The 15376-nt window shown below is 70.4% G+C and carries 12 protein-coding genes and 1 pseudogene; 5 read left to right on the forward strand and 8 right to left on the reverse strand.

What is annotated here, in order from left to right; all coding sequences use genetic code 11:
• Together ACH4RC_RS31765 and ACH4RC_RS31770 are read left to right on the forward strand one after the other, a co-directional pair.
• The coding region (locus tag ACH4RC_RS31765) for an acyl-CoA carboxylase subunit beta (protein ID WP_398207039.1) at positions 1-1028 on the forward strand (1028 nt) is incomplete at its 5' end.
• A 27-nt stretch (positions 1029-1055) separates the two neighbouring features.
• Positions 1056-1247, forward strand: a complete 192-nt coding sequence (locus ACH4RC_RS31770) for an acyl-CoA carboxylase subunit epsilon (protein WP_394430060.1) — start codon at positions 1056-1058, stop codon at positions 1245-1247.
• A gap of 104 nt (positions 1248-1351) precedes the next feature.
• On the opposite strand, the gene ACH4RC_RS31775 is transcribed toward ACH4RC_RS31770, so the two are convergent.
• The 8 genes and pseudogenes from ACH4RC_RS31775 to ACH4RC_RS31810 form a co-directional block, all read right to left on the reverse strand.
• Positions 1352-1942 carry an ATP/GTP-binding protein gene (locus tag ACH4RC_RS31775; RefSeq protein WP_324775244.1) on the reverse strand — a complete coding sequence of 197 codons (591 nt, stop codon included), beginning with the start codon at positions 1940-1942 and terminating at the stop codon, positions 1352-1354.
• The gene (locus ACH4RC_RS31780) at positions 1923-2510 is read right to left on the reverse strand and encodes a DUF742 domain-containing protein (protein WP_398207041.1); all 588 of its coding nucleotides are present in this window, start codon (positions 2508-2510) and stop codon (positions 1923-1925) included. The genes ACH4RC_RS31775 and ACH4RC_RS31780 overlap by 20 nt, the downstream gene beginning before the upstream one ends.
• A 94-nt stretch (positions 2511-2604) precedes the next feature.
• Positions 2605-3018: a roadblock/LC7 domain-containing protein gene (locus ACH4RC_RS31785; protein WP_026057603.1), complete on the reverse strand. Its 414-nt coding sequence runs from the start codon at positions 3016-3018 to the stop codon at positions 2605-2607.
• Between the two features lie 10 nt (positions 3019-3028).
• Positions 3029-6333 (reverse strand): annotated as a pseudogene (locus tag ACH4RC_RS31790) (nitrate- and nitrite sensing domain-containing protein).
• Positions 6334-6717: 384 nt separating this feature from the next.
• Positions 6718-7308, reverse strand: a complete 591-nt coding sequence (locus ACH4RC_RS31795; RefSeq protein WP_324775236.1) for an ATP/GTP-binding protein — start codon at positions 7306-7308, stop codon at positions 6718-6720.
• On the reverse strand, positions 7289-7702 hold the full coding sequence (locus ACH4RC_RS31800; protein ID WP_398207043.1) for a DUF742 domain-containing protein: 414 nt from the start codon (positions 7700-7702) through the stop codon (positions 7289-7291). The genes ACH4RC_RS31795 and ACH4RC_RS31800 overlap by 20 nt, the downstream gene beginning before the upstream one ends.
• Positions 7703-7890: 188 nt before the next feature.
• The gene (locus tag ACH4RC_RS31805; protein ID WP_164305831.1) at positions 7891-8304 is read right to left on the reverse strand and encodes a roadblock/LC7 domain-containing protein; all 414 of its coding nucleotides are present in this window, start codon (positions 8302-8304) and stop codon (positions 7891-7893) included.
• Positions 8305-8313: 9 nt separating this feature from the next.
• On the reverse strand, positions 8314-12189 hold the full coding sequence (locus ACH4RC_RS31810; RefSeq protein WP_398207045.1) for a nitrate- and nitrite sensing domain-containing protein: 3876 nt from the start codon (positions 12187-12189) through the stop codon (positions 8314-8316).
• Positions 12190-12762: 573 nt separating this feature from the next.
• Here ACH4RC_RS31810 and ACH4RC_RS31815 point away from each other — a divergent pair.
• The 3 genes from ACH4RC_RS31815 to gltX all read left to right on the forward strand — a co-directional run bounded on the left by ACH4RC_RS31815 (position 12763) and on the right by gltX (position 15328).
• A complete protein-coding gene (locus ACH4RC_RS31815) occupies positions 12763-12948 on the forward strand; it encodes a hypothetical protein (protein WP_398207047.1) in 186 nt (61 codons plus the stop codon).
• A 117-nt stretch (positions 12949-13065) separates the two neighbouring features.
• The gene (locus ACH4RC_RS31820; RefSeq protein WP_398207049.1) at positions 13066-13851 is read left to right on the forward strand and encodes a fumarylacetoacetate hydrolase family protein; all 786 of its coding nucleotides are present in this window, start codon (positions 13066-13068) and stop codon (positions 13849-13851) included.
• A complete protein-coding gene (gltX, locus tag ACH4RC_RS31825) occupies positions 13844-15328 on the forward strand; it encodes a glutamate--tRNA ligase (protein WP_398207051.1) in 1485 nt (494 codons plus the stop codon). The genes ACH4RC_RS31820 and gltX overlap by 8 nt, the downstream gene beginning before the upstream one ends.
• Positions 15329-15376 lie beyond the last annotated feature (48 nt).

A 15376-nucleotide genomic window follows, 5' to 3' on the forward strand; every position in this document is an offset into this window, starting at 1 on the left:
ACAGCCCCGCCCTGACCGACTTCGTGTTCATGGTCCGCGAGACCTCGCAGATGTTCATCACCGGGCCGGACGTGGTCAAGGCGGTCACCGGCGAGAACATCACGCAGAACGGGCTCGGCGGCGCCGACGTCCACGCGGAGACCTCCGGTGTCTGTCACTTCGCCTACGACGACGAGGAGACCTGCATCGCCGAGGTGCGCTACCTCCTGTCGATGCTGCCGCAGAACAACCGCGAGAACCCGCCGACGACCCACTCCGACGACCCCGCGGACCGCCGCGGCGACGTCCTCCTGGACCTGGTCCCGGCCGACGGCAACCGCCCCTACGACATGACCAAGGTCATCGAGGAGCTCGTCGACGACGGCGACTACCTGGAGGTCCACGAGCGCTGGGCCCGCAACATCATCTGCGCCCTGGCACGCCTCGACGGCCAGGTCGTCGGCATCGTCGCCAACCAGCCGCAAGCCCTCGCCGGTGTCCTGGACATCGAGGCGTCGGAGAAGGCCGCGCGCTTCGTGCAGATGTGCGACGCCTTCAACATCCCGATCGTCACCCTGCTCGACGTGCCGGGCTTCCTTCCCGGCGTCGACCAGGAGCACGGCGGCATCATCCGCCACGGCGCCAAGCTCCTCTACGCGTACTGCAACGCCACCGTCCCGCGCATCTCGCTCATCCTGCGCAAGGCGTACGGCGGTGCTTACATCGTCATGGACTCCCAGTCCATCGGCGCGGACCTGACCTACGCCTGGCCGACCAACGAGATCGCCGTGATGGGCGCGGAGGGCGCCGCCAACGTCATCTTCCGCCGCCAGATCGCCGACGCCGAGGACCCCGAGGCCATGCGGGCCCGGATGGTCAAGGAGTACAAGTCCGAGCTGATGCACCCGTACTACGCGGCCGAGCGCGGCCTGGTCGACGACGTCATCGACCCGGCGGAGACCCGCGAGGTACTGGTCAAGTCCCTGGCGATGCTCCGCACCAAACACGCCGACCTGCCCTCCCGCAAGCACGGCAACCCGCCGCAGTAGCGGCCCCCACTCGTAGGAGACCCGCCCATGTCCCACGCTGACATCCGTGTCGAGAAGGGCCACGCCGAGCCCGAGGAAGTCGCCGCCATCACCGCGATCCTCCTCGCCCGCGCCGCCGCCCAGCCGGCCGCCCCGGCCCACCGCGTCCGCCAGAACCGCGCCGGCTGGCGCCGCCTGGAGCGCGAGCCCGGCTTCCGCGCCCCGCACAGCTGGCGCTGAGCGCCCACAGCGACGTACGAACGGCTGCGGCCCCGTCCTCCACGTGGAGGACGGGGCCGCAGCCGTTCGCCCCGAAGGGGCGCGGGGCACTTCCGGCGGAGCGCTCAGCGCAGGCGCGCCATCAGCGCGTGCTCGACCAGCGTGATCAGCGAGGACTTCGCGTCCGCGCGGTGGCGGGCGTCCGTCGTGATGATCGGGGTGTCGGGGCCGATCTGCAGCGCCTCGCGGACCTCGTCCGGGCCGTAGGGCTGGTTGCCGTCGAAGCCGTTGAGGGCGATGACGAAGGGGAGGCCGCTGTTCTCGAAGTAGTCGACGGCCGGGAAGCAGTCGGCGAGCCGGCGGGTGTCGACGAGGACGACGGCGCCGATCGCGCCGCGGACCAGGTCGTCCCACATGAACCAGAAGCGGTCCTGGCCGGGCGTGCCGAACAGGTACAGGATCAGGTCCTGGTCGAGCGTGATGCGGCCGAAGTCCATGGCGACCGTCGTGGTCGTCTTGTCCCCGGTGTGGGTGAGGTCGTCGATGCCCGCGGACGCGGACGTCATGACGGCCTCGGTGCGCAGCGGGTTGATCTCCGACACGGCGCCCACGAAGGTCGTCTTGCCGACGCCGAACCCGCCGGCCACCACGATCTTCGCGGACGTGGTGGAACGACTTGGAGTTGCCGGCCCTCCGCTAGAGCTTGCGAAGTCCACTGAGCACCCTTTCGAGCAGTGTCACGTCTGGCTGACCGCCGGCGCTCTCGTCGCCGCCGGGCTGATGGATGGCGACCAGGCCCGCCTCCGCCAAGTCGGCGACGAGAATCCTGGCCACGCCGAGAGGGATGGTGAGCAGGGCCGAGATTTCGGCCACCGACTTGATCTCCCGGCAGAGGTGGCAGATCCGCTGGTGCTCGGGCAGTTGGCCCTGCAACTGGTGCGGCTGCGCGGTGGTGTGCACCAGCGCCTCGATGGCGAGCTGGTAGCGCGGCCTGGTGCGACCGCCCGTCATGGCGTACGGGCGCACCAGGGGGTTGTTCTTCGCAGCGGGCGCGGGCGCGTCGGGACGCGGCTGCGGCTGCACAGGCTGGATTCGGGGTGCCGACGGCTGGTCGTAGGGGCCGGGCTGCCGGGTCGGCCGGGCGTGGCTCGGCGTGGACGGGAAGTTGTACCGGTTCCCCGACCCGTTGTCACGGTTCGCGCCCGGCTGCCCGTGGCCCTGTGCGGGGCCGTAGGGCGGCCAGTGGGCCGACGAACCGCTCGGGGGTGTTGCTGAACCAGACACGTACTTCCTCCTCCGACTGCGCTGGGCACCATCACTGTGGAGCCGCGTCCCGAAACTTTACGGCCACGGGACGCGGAAACGCACCGCCTGTCTGCTAGTTGAGAAGGCTTCCCTGAAGCTCCGCCCGCAGGTCCGGGGTGAGAACCGTGCCCGCGCGGTCGACAAGAAGTGCCATCTCGTACCCGACGAGGCCAATGTCCGCTTCGGGGTGTGCAAGGACGGCAAGGGAAGAACCGTCGGAGATGGACATGATGAAGAGGAATCCTCGCTCCATCTCCACAACTGTCTGGTTCACCGCGCCGCCCTCGAAGATGCGGGACGCGCCCGCGGTCAGCGAGGTCAGTCCCGACGCGACGGCCGCCAGCTGGTCGGCGCGGTCGCGGGGGAACCCTTCGGACATCGCCAGAAGGAGTCCGTCGGCGGAGACCACCACTGTGTGGGACACCCCGGGGGTGTTGTCCACGAAGTTCGTGATCAACCAGTTCAGGTTCTGTGCCGCCTGGCTCATCGGGCTCACACTAACGCTCCTGGATGTAGGTGCTGTCAGGGCCACCGGGAAACCCGCTGTCCTGGCCGTTCTTCGTCACTACGGTCGCTGCGGTCACTGCTGCTCACCGCCGCCTTCACTGCGTCCACGCTGTACGCCGCGCCGCAGATTGCTCAGCCGGCCCCGGACGTCCTCGGGGGCTCGGGATATCTGCGGGCCGCCCTGCGGCGTGGACTCCGCGGCGCCCTCGATCAAGTTGGCCTTGGGCACCCGGCGCGGCAGTCCGGAAGCGGTGACGCCGCCCGCCTTGGGCTGCTTGAGCCGCTCCGCGCGCCCCCACCGCTCGTCGTTGGCCGAGCGCCAGTCGGCCGGTCCGTCGGAGCCGGCCGCCGCAGGGGTCTCCTGCGCGGGGTCCTGGCGCTGGGGGGCGCCGGCGCCGCGGCGCGGCAGTCCGGCGTCCGTGACCTCGTGCGTGACGGAGGGGGAGGGACCGGCCGCCGGTCCTGATCCGGCGGTGGTGCCCGCGCCGAAGCCTACGCTGTCCAGGTCCGCCGCGTCAGCGGCCTGGGCGGATTCCGCATCGGACCCGTACGACGATCCGAAGTCGCCCTGGTAGCTCTCCCGTACTGGCCAGTCGTCCTGCTGACCGCGGTCGGGGTAGGCGGTGTAGGCGTCCGCGCCGGCTTCCGGATAGCCGTCCGGCGAGGGGTGGCCGGCCGCGTACCCGCCCTGCTGACCCTGGTCGTAGGAGGGCTGTACGGGGGCGAAGGGGTCGTACCCGGTCTGCTGCGAGGTGTCGTAGGAAACCTGCTGCTGATCGTTGTAGACGCCCTGACCCTGATCGTCGTAGGCGTTCTGCTGCTGCGGGTCGTAGCCGAGCTGCTGACCGTCGTACGCGGAGTGATCCGCGTACCCCGACTGATCCGCCTGGTCCTGCTGGGCCGGGTGGGGCTGGGCCTGCGGGACCTCGTCGCGGAAGAGCGGACGGTCGTCCGCCGCTTCGGGGCCCTGCGTCTGGGCCTCCAGGGCCGCACGACGCTCCTCGCGCATCAGGGAGCGGCCGACCGGGTCCAGCTCGCGGGCGTCGTCCGGGACCTCGTAGCGGCTGTCGTCGAAGCCGAGCTCGGCGGCGGTGCGCAGCGGCGCCTTCTCGAACGCCTGCTGCTGCTGCGGCTGCTCCTGCTGCGGAATCATCGTCGAGACGGTGAACTCGTCGAAGTCGGCGTTGTTCTGCCCGCCGCCGCCACCGTGGGTGATGTTCTCCGGGAGCATGACGAGCGAGGTCGTGCCCGCCTGCTCGCCCGAGGGGCGCAGCTGGACGCGGATGCCGTGCCGGTCGGCGAGGCGGCCGACCACGAACAGGCCCATGCGCTGGGAGATCGCGGCGTCCACGGTCGGCGGGTTGGCCAGCTTGTGGTTGATGTCCGCGAAGTCCTCGGCGGTGAGGCCGATGCCCTTGTCGTGGATCTCGATCATGATGCGGCCGTCGGGGAGACGGGTCGCGGTGACGCGGACCTTGGTCTGCGGCGAGGAGAACGTCGTGGCGTTCTCCAGAAGCTCGGCGAGCGCGTGCACGAGGTCGGTGACCGCGCGGCCGTGGATGTCGGCCTCGGGGACGCCGGACAGCTCGACGCGCTCGTACTGCTCCACCTCGGAGGAGGCGGCGCGCAGGACGTCGACGAGCGGGACCGGCTGGTCCCAGCGGCGGCCGGGCTCCTCACCGGCGAGGACCAGGAGGTTCTCGCCGTTGCGGCGCATACGGGTCGCGAGGTGGTCCAGGCGGAAGAGGTTCTCCAGCTGGTCCGGGTCGGCCTCGTTGTTCTCCAGGTCGGTGATGAGGGTCAGCTGGCCCTCGATCAGCGACTGGTTGCGGCGCGACAGGTTGGTGAATATCGCGTTGATGTTGCCCCGGAGCAGGGCCTGCTCGGCGGCGAGCCGGACGGCCTCGCGGTGGACCTGGTCGAAGGCGCGGGCGACCTCGCCGATCTCGTCACGGGTGTTGATCGGGATCGGCTGGACGCGGGTGTCGACCCGGCCCGGCTCGGTGCGCGAGAGCTGGTCGACCAGCATCGGCAGGCGCTGCTCGGCCACGTCGAAGGCGGCGGAGCGCAGGCGGCGCATCGAGCGGGACATCTGGCGGGCCATCATCCCGGCGATGATGAACGCGGCGAGCAGGGCGACGACGACGGCGGCACCGATGATGATCGCCTGCTGCTTGGCGTCGTCGGCGATGCCGGACGCCTCGGTCACGGCCTTGTCGGCGAGGTCCGACTCGATCGTGCGGTACATGTCGAACTTGGCGGTGTTGACCGCCCACCAGTTCTCGGCGGTCACGCCCTTCTCGGCGAGCGCGATCCGCGCGCTGGGCTGGGTGCTGGGCATCCCCACGATGGCGGAGACCATGTCGGTCGCCTCGGCCGGCGGCGGGACGTAGTCCGGGTCCTTCGCCTTGGCCGCGGCGGCCTGCTTGGCGCCGTCCGTCTTCAGCTTCTCGATCGCGGTGTCGAGCTTCTTCAGATCCTCGGGCGTACCGCCGCCCTTGTACTCCTCGACGGCGATGCCCTCGAGGTAGGCGTAGCTGCCGAGCGCGGTGCGCTGCTTGGCGAAGCTCTCCGACGACACGCCGGGCTTGACCAGGAGGTGCATACCGATGGAGCGCTCCAGGGAGAGCGCCGCCTTGGTGAGCGAGATCGCGTAGACCGTACGGCCGTAGCTGGTGATGTTGCCGGTGCCGAGACCGAGCTCGTTGGCGAACTCCATCAGCGGGTGCTGGATGGCGACGTAGCCCTCTTCGGTCGCGACGCCCGGAAGCTTGGAGGTGTAGGACGCGGCGCGCAGCTGGTCGAGGCCGCCCTCGACCTTGGTGAACTGCGCCAGGCGGCGCTCCAGGCCCTCTTTGTGCGGCATGCTCTTCGACGCGGCGTGGAAGTCCGCGGCGGCCGAGTCCGTGGCCGCGCGCGCCTTGACCACCTTCGGGTCGTTCTTCTTGCCCTGGAGCAGGGGCGCGGCGGAGATGTCCCGCTCCTCCACGAGGCGGTTGCCGTAGGTCAGCGACGCCTGGACGAGGCGTGCGGTGGCCTCGGCGTCCTCGGCCTCGTGCCAGGTGTCGATGGAGCTCTTCACCTGGAAACCGCCCATGACCAGGCCGACGAGGACGGGTATGAGAAGGATGGCGTTCAGCTTGGTGGGCACGCGCCAGTTGCGCGGCGACATCCGGCCGCCCGACGGCTCGGGCGCCGCCGTCTCGGCCGGGGCGGCCTGCGCCGCTGTGCGCGGCGGCGGGGTGAAGTTGCCCCGCGCCGACGCCGGCTCGGGACTGTTCTTGCTTCGCCTCACTCGACCAACAACCTCTCGGCGTCGGCACTCACGTCGTGCCGCGGTATGTCTCCAGGCCCGTTCTTACTGGGCAGTTCAGCGCATTCCAGCACGTCAGGAGGCGCACCTCCAAACAGTCGGAAGCGGAAGCTCCCCGTGATGTATGCCCCAGATAAAACGGTCATAAAGAGCGAGCCCCGCCAAAAGGCGGGGCTCTTGTGCGCACAGTGGAACCAGGTGTGCGCGACGTGTGTCTACGCCCGTGCAATTCTCTGTCGAAACGTTATGAACACAGCGGCCCCGCGTGTCAAACGCCACAGGGGCCGCCGGAATCGCTACGACAACTGCCGTATGTTTCTAGCCACTTGATGGCCGACTTCCGACTGTTTCCGGCTGCCTCACCGGCTACTTCAGGCGGGCCATCAGGGCGTGCTCCACCAGCGTGATCAGGGCACTCTTCGCATCGGCCCGGTGCCGGGCGTCCGTCGTGATGATCGGAGTGTCCGGCCCGATCTGCAGCGCCTCGCGCACTTCCTCGGGGTTGTACGGCTGATGCCCGTCGAACCCGTTGAGGGCGACGACGAACGGCAGACCCGAGTTCTCGAAGTAGTCGACCGCGGGGAAGCAGTCGGCGAGCCGGCGGGTGTCCACGAGGACGACGGCGCCGATCGCGCCGCGGACCAGGTCGTCCCACATGAACCAGAAGCGGTCCTGGCCGGGCGTGCCGAACAGGTACAGGATCAGGTCCTGGTCGAGCGTGATGCGGCCGAAGTCCATGGCGACCGTCGTGGTCGTCTTGTCCCCGGTGTGCGTGAGGTCGTCGATCCCGGCGCTCGCGGAGGTCATCACGGCCTCGGTGCGCAGCGGATTGATCTCGGAGACCGCGCCCACGAACGTGGTCTTGCCGACGCCGAAGCCACCGGCCACCACGATCTTGGCCGAGGTCGTCGACCGGGGCGCCGCCCCCGTGGCGCCGTCAGAGCTTGCGAAGTCCACTGAGAACCCTTTCGAGCAGAGTCACGTCCGGCGCACCGCCGTTGTTCTCGTCGCCACCCGGCTGGTGGATCGCGACGAGGCCGGCCTCGGCCAGGTCCGCGACGAGGATCCGGGCCACCCCGAGCGGCATCGACAGCAGGGCCGAGACCTCGGCCACCGACTTCACCTCACGGCACAGGTGGCAGATGCGCTGGTGCTCGGGGAGCAGCGTCATCAGCGCCGCCGGGTCGGCGGTCGTGCTGACGAGCGCCTCTATCGCGAGCTGGTAGCGCGGCCGGGTCCGGCCGCCGGTCATCGCGTACGGGCGGACCAGCGGCTGGTCGCCCTCAAAACCGTAGGCGGCCTGTGCGGCTGCGCTGCCGTACGGATCGTGAGGAGCGGTGGGCGGGGTCATGGATCCTCCGGGCGGGACGGCGGGCCTGGGGCCTGCCGTCTGAGGGTGGGCCGGTGGGGGGATTGTGACGGCCTTACGGTGACAGGACGCAGATCGGAAGGGGATTACGTGACTTCTCTGGTCTCCGGGGCGGTTGATGCGCCAGACTTCTGGTGTGGCCGGGGTTACCGGCCGTCACCCCGGACAGGTCAGTGCAGAAGACTGCCCTGCAGCTCTGCGCGCAGATCCGGGGTGAGCACGGCGCCCGCCCGGTCGACGAGGAGCGCCATCTCGTACCCGACGAGGCCGATGTCGCAGTCCGGGTGCGCGAGCACGGCCAGCGACGATCCGTCGGAGACGGACATGATGAAGAGGAAGCCGCGCTCCATCTCCACGACGGTCTGATTGACCGGGCCGCCCTCGAAGATTCTCGAGGCCCCCGCCGTCAGCGAGGTCAGACCCGACGCCACGGCCGCCAGCTGGTCCGCGCGGTCGCGCGGAAAGCCCTCGGACATCGCGAGCAGCAGACCGTCCGCGGACACCACGACCGTGTGGGAGACCCCCGGCGTGTTGTCCACGAAGTTGGTGATCAACCAGTTCAGGTTCTGTGCCGCCTGGCTCATCTGGCTCAACTAACGCTCCTGCTGGTGAGTGGGGCGGGGGTAGCTGCCGGTCTGGCCGGAGTTGCCGGCCTGCCGACCCTGCTGGATGCCCCTACGGAGATTGGTCAGCCGTCCCCGCACCTCGTCGGGTGCGCGTGAGACCTGCGGGCCGGTCTGGTTCTGCTGTTGTTCCTGAGCCGTGCCCGCCACGAGGTTCGCGCGCGGCACACGGCGCGGCAGGCCCGAGACGGTGACGCCGCCGGCGGCGGGCTTGCGCACCCGCTCGGCCTGACGCATCAGCTCGTCGTTCGGGGACTGCCGCCAATTCGACTGGGGCTGGCCGGCGTCGGGGGCGACGGGCGCCTGGCGGGCCGCGCCGTTCCGGTCCTGCGGACGCTGCTGCAGACCGCCGCGCTGCGGCAGGGAGCGGCCCTGCGGAGCGGGCTGCGGCTGCTGCGGGGCCTGACCCTGGCTGCCGTTCTGGCCGTTCTGGCCGTTCTGGTTGTTGCCCTGGCTCTGCTGGCCGTGGAACCAGTTCGTCTCCAGCGTGTCGTACAGCGGGGTGCGGCCGTCACCGGGACCGGCGGCCGGCGGCAGGTAGTCCTGCTGCGGCTGCTGCTGCGGCTGTTGCTGCTGCGCCGGACGCTCGTACGCGAACGGGTCCTGCTGCGCCGGAGCCTGGAACTGCTCGTACTGGCCGGTGTCGGACGGGCTCTGCGGCTGCTCGTAGCGCGGCTGCTCGTACTGGCCCGTGTCCGACGTGCTCTGCCGCTGCGGCTCGTACTGCGCGAACTGGCCGGTGGCGGCCGGGTCCTGCGGGCTCTCGTACTGGCCGGTGTCCGTCGGGTTCTGCGGCTGCTCGTACTGGCCGGTGTCCGACGGGTTCTGGCGGCCGGGTACGGCACCCGGTATGCCGCCGAAGACGTCGGAGCGGACGAACTGGCCGTTGTCCTGGTCCGCGGGGGGCGGCGCGTCGAAGTCGGGGCGGGCGAACTCGGCCGTGGCGGCCGGGCCCTGATGCATGTCCTGCACCCGGGGGTAGCGCGCCGTCGAGTCCGGCTCGTCGTGCTCGCGCGGCGCGTCGAGGCGCGGCTGGGCGTTCTCGTCGCTCCAACTCGGCACACGCGGCTGCGGGTTGCCGCCCGGCAGCTCGGCACGCGGGCCGCCGCGCGGGGGCAGCACCGGACGGCGACGGCCGCCGCCCTGCTGCTGCTCGGCCGGGTCGTTGTGGGTGCGCTGCTGCGGCGGGACCGGGCCCTGCCCGAAGACGCCGGCGCCGGAGCCGGTCGGCGCCTGCGGAGCCGGTGCGTTCTGCTGGTCCTGCGGGCCCCGCTGGGCGCGCGCGGGCAGCGGGGGCTGCTGCCGCTGCGGTGCCTGCGGGTTCTGGGGGAGCTGCGGGTTCTGGGGAGCCTGCGGATTCTGCGGGCCGCGCGGCTGTCCCTGCCGGCCCTGCGGGCCGGAGTCGCGGGGGCCCTGCGGGACCTGCGGGTTCTGGGGACCACGAGGCCCCTGGCCCTGCGGGTTCTGCGGGCCCTGCGGGCCCGGGGCGCCGTCCCGGCTGGGCAGCGCCGCACGGGGGCCACCGGCACCCGCGCCGACCTGCGGGCGCGCGGCGCCGGGACCGGCGTTCAGGCGCCCTGCCGCACCGTTGCCCGCGCCGCCCGGAGCGACACCGCGGCGCGCGGCGGAGGCACCGGCCGCGGCCTGCGCGGCGGCGGGACCGCCACCACCGGGACCACCCTGACCGGGCAGCTTCTTGCCGCCCTGGGCCACGTCCACGGGGAGCATGACGAGCGCGGTCGTACCACCGGAGTCGGAGGGCCGGAGCTGGATGCGGATGCCGTGACGCTGCGACAGACGGCCGACCACGAACAGACCCATGCGGCGGGAGACGGAGACGTCCACGGTGGGCGGCGACGCGAGCCGCTCGTTGATCGCGGCGAGGTCCTCGGGGGAGAGGCCGATGCCGGTGTCGTGGATCTCGATCAGGACGCGGCCGTCGGGCAGCGCGTGACCGGTCACCTTCACCTTGGTCTGCGGCGAGGAGAACGAGGTCGCGTTCTCGAGCAGCTCGGCGAGCAGGTGCACGAGGTCGTTGACGACGCGGCCCGCGACCTCGGTGGTCGGCACCGACGCCAGCTCGATGCGCTCGTACTGCTCCACCTCGGAGGCGGCGGCGCGCAGCACGTCGACGAGGGGCACGGGGCGCGTCCAGCGGCGGCCCGGCTCCTCACCGGCGAGGACGAGGAGGTTCTCGCCGTTACGGCGCATGCGGGTCGCGAGGTGGTCGAGCTTGAAGAGCGAGGAGAGCTGGTCGGGGTCGGCCTCGCGGGACTCCAGCTCGGAGATGAGCGAGAGCTGGCGCTGGATGAGGCCCTGCGAACGGCGCGAGAGGTTGGTGAACATCGCGTTGACGTTGCCTCGAAGGAGCGCCTGCTCGGCGGCGAGGCGGACGGCCTCGCGGTGCACGTCGTCGAAGGCCGCGGCTACCTGGCCGATCTCGTCCCGGGAGTGCACACCGACCGACTCCACGGACGTGTCGACGTCCTGCGGGTCGGACTCGGAGAGCTGCTTGACCAGCTCGGGCAGGCGGTCCTGGGCGACCTTGGTCGCGGTGTCCTGGAGCCGGCGCAGCGAGCGGATCATGGAGCGGGCCACGACGAACGCGCCGACGAGGGAGACGCCGAGCACGACCAGGATCAGCGCACCGTTGACGATGGCGGACTGCTCGGAGGAGTTGCGCAGCTCACGGGCCTGCTGCTCCATCTCGCTGAGCAGCGTCCGCTCGATCTTGGTCATCTCCTGGATACGGGAGCTGTCCGCGTCGACCCAGTCCTTGTAGGAGCGCTTGTCCTGGGAGCGGATGCCGTCCGTCTTGGCGAGGACCCGGTCCGCGTAGTTGTCGGCCGCCTTGATGGTGGCGTTGTTGTCCGTCAGCGGCTTGAGCAGGTTCGCCGATTCGGTGCCGTAGACGTTGCGGAAGGTGTCGAGCGCGTTGCCGAGGTTGTCGGCGGCGGCGAGACCGTACTGCCGGTCGGGCTCGGAGAGCCTGCCGAACTGGGAGCTGTTCGGCGGCAGGGCCGCGGCGATGATGGCGCGCTGCTCGGAGGCGTACTCCTTGGCGTTGGAGAACGCGGCGAGCGAACGCGTGCGCTCGATCATCTCCGGGTTGCTGGTCGCCTGCGCCATGTCGGTGGAGAGCGACAGGAGGTTCTCGATGATGCGGCTGTACGCCTCGACGGTCTGCGACGAGGACGTGCCCTTGGCGAAGGCGTCCTCGCGGACCGACTTGATGGTGCCGAGCTGGGAGGCGATCTGCACGACGTGGTCGTGGACGCCCTTCAGCTTGGAACCGTCGTCGTCCTCGACGCTGTACGTGCCCTCCAGGAACGTGTCACGGGCGCGGTTCGTCTTCTCGCGCGCCGCCCTGATGCTGAAGTCGCCGGTCGCCTTGGGGTCGTTGGTCAGCGGACCCGCCGACTGGTCGCGCTCCTCCTGGAGCGCCGAGGCCAGGTCGGTGGCCTGCTTCGTCATCTCGGTCAGCAGCTTCATGTTGTCGAGCTGCTGGATGTCGTCCAGGGACTCCGCGATACGCAGGGCGCCGAGGGAGGTGGCGGCGACCACGGGCAGCGTCAGCAGAGCGACCAGACGGGTGGAGATGCGCCAGTTGCGCAGGGCGACCCGGGGGCCGGGGCCCGTGGGGCCCTTCGCCTTGGCGGGGGCCGGCGCGGGCTTGGCGGCGCCGGGCGTCGTGGTGCGCCCGTCGCGCTCCCCGACGTCGACGGACGCGGTGCGCCCCGGGTTCTGGGCGTGCGGGGGCTGGGAGCCGCCTGTTATCGGGCCGGTCCCGCCGCGCGGCTCCGGCTCCGCCGCAGCGCTGCCATCCCTGTTCTTACGTCCCTGCACTAGCGTCGCAACCTCTGGACCAGGCGCCCCGCCCGCGAGCAGCGGGTGAAGCGGTGTCGGCGTAGTTCGAGGGGCGACCTGAAACGCCCCCCTGTTGGTCGTGAGTGACCGGCGTCGGCTCCCCCTCCACCGCCGCCGCTCGGCGCTGACTCGCGCCCCCGTGCGCCGGCGCAGTCCGCGGCGGTCCCGGGAATTTCAGCACAGTGCAGGATCTCCAACAAGGCCCGAGGGGCGCACCGCACCACCCGTGACACGGCGTGAGGGGGGAGTCACCAGACGTAGAAAGTGATCTAGGGGAAACCGGGCATTCTCGGAGGTTCTCCGTACGGGAGGGGGGTGTCCCAGTCGCCATGATCGGGAGCGGAATGATGGCTTCAGTGGCGCAATGTCCGTTTCTCTGCTCTCGTCCGTCAGCCCGAAGTGCCCCTTTTGAGGGTCTCCCCGTGAGCAAACTCACACGTAAGCGATCACAACTTCCCGGCTTTCGGCGGGAATCAGATGTTTAGCCTGACGCTTTACACAGACGGACCGACCGACAAACCGCCGACGACACGAAGGTGCACGAGCGCAGCCATGAAGACGAAGACGATGTTCCTGAACCTCGCCAACCCGCGGCGCACCACCCTCGCGCACCTCAAGGACGCCGAGGAGATCCAGGCCGCGCCGCACCTGCCGGAGCACGCCGTCGAGCTGCCGACGAACACCGCGAACCCGAAGCGCACGATCCTCATGGAGAAGCCGGAGCAGTCCGTGGCGTAGCGCTTACGGAGAAGCCGTGGCGAGGGTGCTCGCGTTAGCCTGGACCGGTCAGAGCCCCGAAGCCAGGCTCTGCCGTCCCACCCGGGCCCAACGCAAGAATGAGGGGCGCAGCCACCCGTGCGCATCGCCAGATTCTCCATCGACGGGAACGTCGCCTTCGGCGCGGTCGAGGGCGACAAGCCAGACGAGCTCGTCCTCGACATCATCAAGGGCATCCCCTTCGCGGACTTCGAGCTCTCCGGCACCAAGGTCCCGCTGAGCAAGGTCCGGCTGCTGCCGCCCGTGCTCCCCAACAAGGTGATCGCCTTCGGCCGCAACTACGCGGAGCACGCGAAGGAGCTGGGCAACGAGGTCCCCGACACCCCCTTCGCCTTCTTCAAGCCGTCCACGTCCGTGATCGGCCCCGGCGACGAGATCCAGTACCCCTCGTTCTCGCAGGAGCTGCACCACGAGGCGGAGCTGGCCGTCGTCATCGGCCGCATGTGCCGCGAGGTCCCGGCCGCGCGTGTGAACGACGTGATCCTCGGCTACACCGCCGCCAACGACGTGACCGCGCGTGACGTGCAGAAGCGCGAGAAGCAGTGGGCCCGCGCCAAGGGCTTCGACACCTCCTGCCCGCTCGGCCCCTGGGTGGAGACGGACCTGGACGTGGCCGCCGCCTCCGACCTCGGCATCCAGTGCACGGTCAACGGGCAGCAGCGCCAGCTCGGCTCCACGTCCCAGATGATCACGTCCATCCCGGACCTGATCGCCAACATCTCCGAGGCAATGACGCTGCTCCCGGGCGACGTCATCCTCACGGGCACCCCGGAAGGGGTCGGCCCCCTGCAGGTCGGCGACGAGGTCGCCGTCAGCATCGAAGGCATCGGCACTCTCACCAACAAGGTTGTCAAGCGTGGCTAGCGCACCCTCTCCAGCAGTCCGTGTCCGTTTCTGTCCTTCGCCCACCGGCAACCCCCACGTGGGCCTGGTCCGCACCGCCCTGTTCAACTGGGCCTTCGCGCGCCACAACCAGGGCACCCTCGTCTTCCGCATCGAGGACACCGACGCGGCCCGCGACAGCGAGGAGTCGTACGAGCAGCTCCTCGACTCGATGCGCTGGCTCGGCTTCGACTGGGACGAGGGCCCCGAGATCGGCGGCCCGCACGCCCCGTACCGGCAGTCGCAGCGCATGGACGTCTACAAGGATGTCGCGCAGAAGCTGCTTGACGCCGGCCGCGCGTACTACTGCTACTGCTCCACGGAGGAGCTGGACGTCCGCCGCGACGCGGCCCGCGCCGCCGGCAAGCCGTCCGGCTACGACGGCCACTGCCGCGAGCTGACCGCCGAGCAGAAGGAGGCGTACGGGGCCGAGGGCCGCAAGCCCATCGTGCGCTTCCGGATGCCCGACGAGACGATCACCTTCACGGACCTGGTCCGCGGCGACATCACGTACGAGCCGGAGAACGTGCCGGACTACGGCATCGTCCGCGCCAACGGCGCCCCGCTGTACACGCTGGTCAACCCGGTCGACGACGCGCTGATGGAGATCACCCACGTCCTGCGCGGCGAGGACCTGCTCTCCTCCACGCCGCGCCAGATCGCCCTGTACGCGGCGCTCAAGGACCTCGGCATCGCCAAGCGGACCCCGCTCTTCGGGCACCTCCCGTACGTCATGGGCGAGGGCAACAAGAAGCTCAGCAAGCGCGACCCGCAGTCGTCGCTGAACCTCTACCGCGAGCGCGGCTTCCTTCCCGAGGGCCTGCTGAACTACCTCTCGCTGCTCGGCTGGTCGCTCTCGGCGGACCGCGACATCTTCTCCATCGACGAGATGGTCGCCGCGTTCGACGTCGCCGACGTGCAGCCGAACCCGGCCCGCTTCGACCTCAAGAAGGCCGAGTCGATCAACGGCGACCACATCCGCCTGCTCGACCCGAAGGACTTCGCGGCCCGCTGCGAGCCCTGGCTGAAGGCCCCGTTCGCCCCCTGGGCGCCGGAGGACTTCGACGAGGCGAAGTGGGCGGCGATCGCCCCGCACGCCCAGACCCGCCTCAAGGTCCTCTCCGAGATCACCGACAACGTCGACTTCCTCTTCCTGCCCGAGCCGGCCGTCGACGAGGCCAGCTGGACCAAGGCCATGAAGGAGGGCTCCGACGCCCTCCTCGTCACGGCCCGCGAGAAGCTGGAGTCCGCGGACTGGACGTCCCCGGAGGCCCTCAAGGAAGCGGTCCTGGCCGCCGGCGAGGCCCACGGCCTCAAGCTCGGCAAGGCCCAGGCCCCGGTCCGCGTCGCGGTCACCGGCCGCACGGTCGGCCTCCCGCTCTTCGAGTCCCTGGAGATCCTGGGCAAGGAGAAGACCCTGGCCCGCATCGACGCGGCCCTGGCGAAGCTCGCGGCGTAGTACGCAAACGCGCTTGAGGGGGCTGATCCAGCCCCCTCAAGCGCGTTT

Origin of the sequence: Streptomyces sp. NPDC016845, from assembly GCF_044332585.1 — a bacterium.
In the GTDB taxonomy this organism is placed as follows: domain Bacteria; phylum Actinomycetota; class Actinomycetes; order Streptomycetales; family Streptomycetaceae; genus Streptomyces.

Bases quoted from the DNA above. Each gene is read 5' to 3' on its own strand.
- ACH4RC_RS31805 (WP_164305831.1), bottom strand. From the start codon at position 8,304: ATGAGCCAGGCGGCACAGAACCTGAACTGGTTGATCACCAACTTCGTG.
- ACH4RC_RS31815 (WP_398207047.1), top strand. From the start codon at position 12,763: ATGAAGACGAAGACGATGTTCCTGAACCTCGCCAACCCGCGGCGCACC.
- ACH4RC_RS31770 (WP_394430060.1), top strand. From the start codon at position 1,056: ATGTCCCACGCTGACATCCGTGTCGAGAAGGGCCACGCCGAGCCCGAG.
- ACH4RC_RS31800 (WP_398207043.1), bottom strand. From the start codon at position 7,702: ATGACCCCGCCCACCGCTCCTCACGATCCGTACGGCAGCGCAGCCGCA.
- ACH4RC_RS31785 (WP_026057603.1), bottom strand. From the start codon at position 3,018: ATGAGCCAGGCGGCACAGAACCTGAACTGGTTGATCACGAACTTCGTG.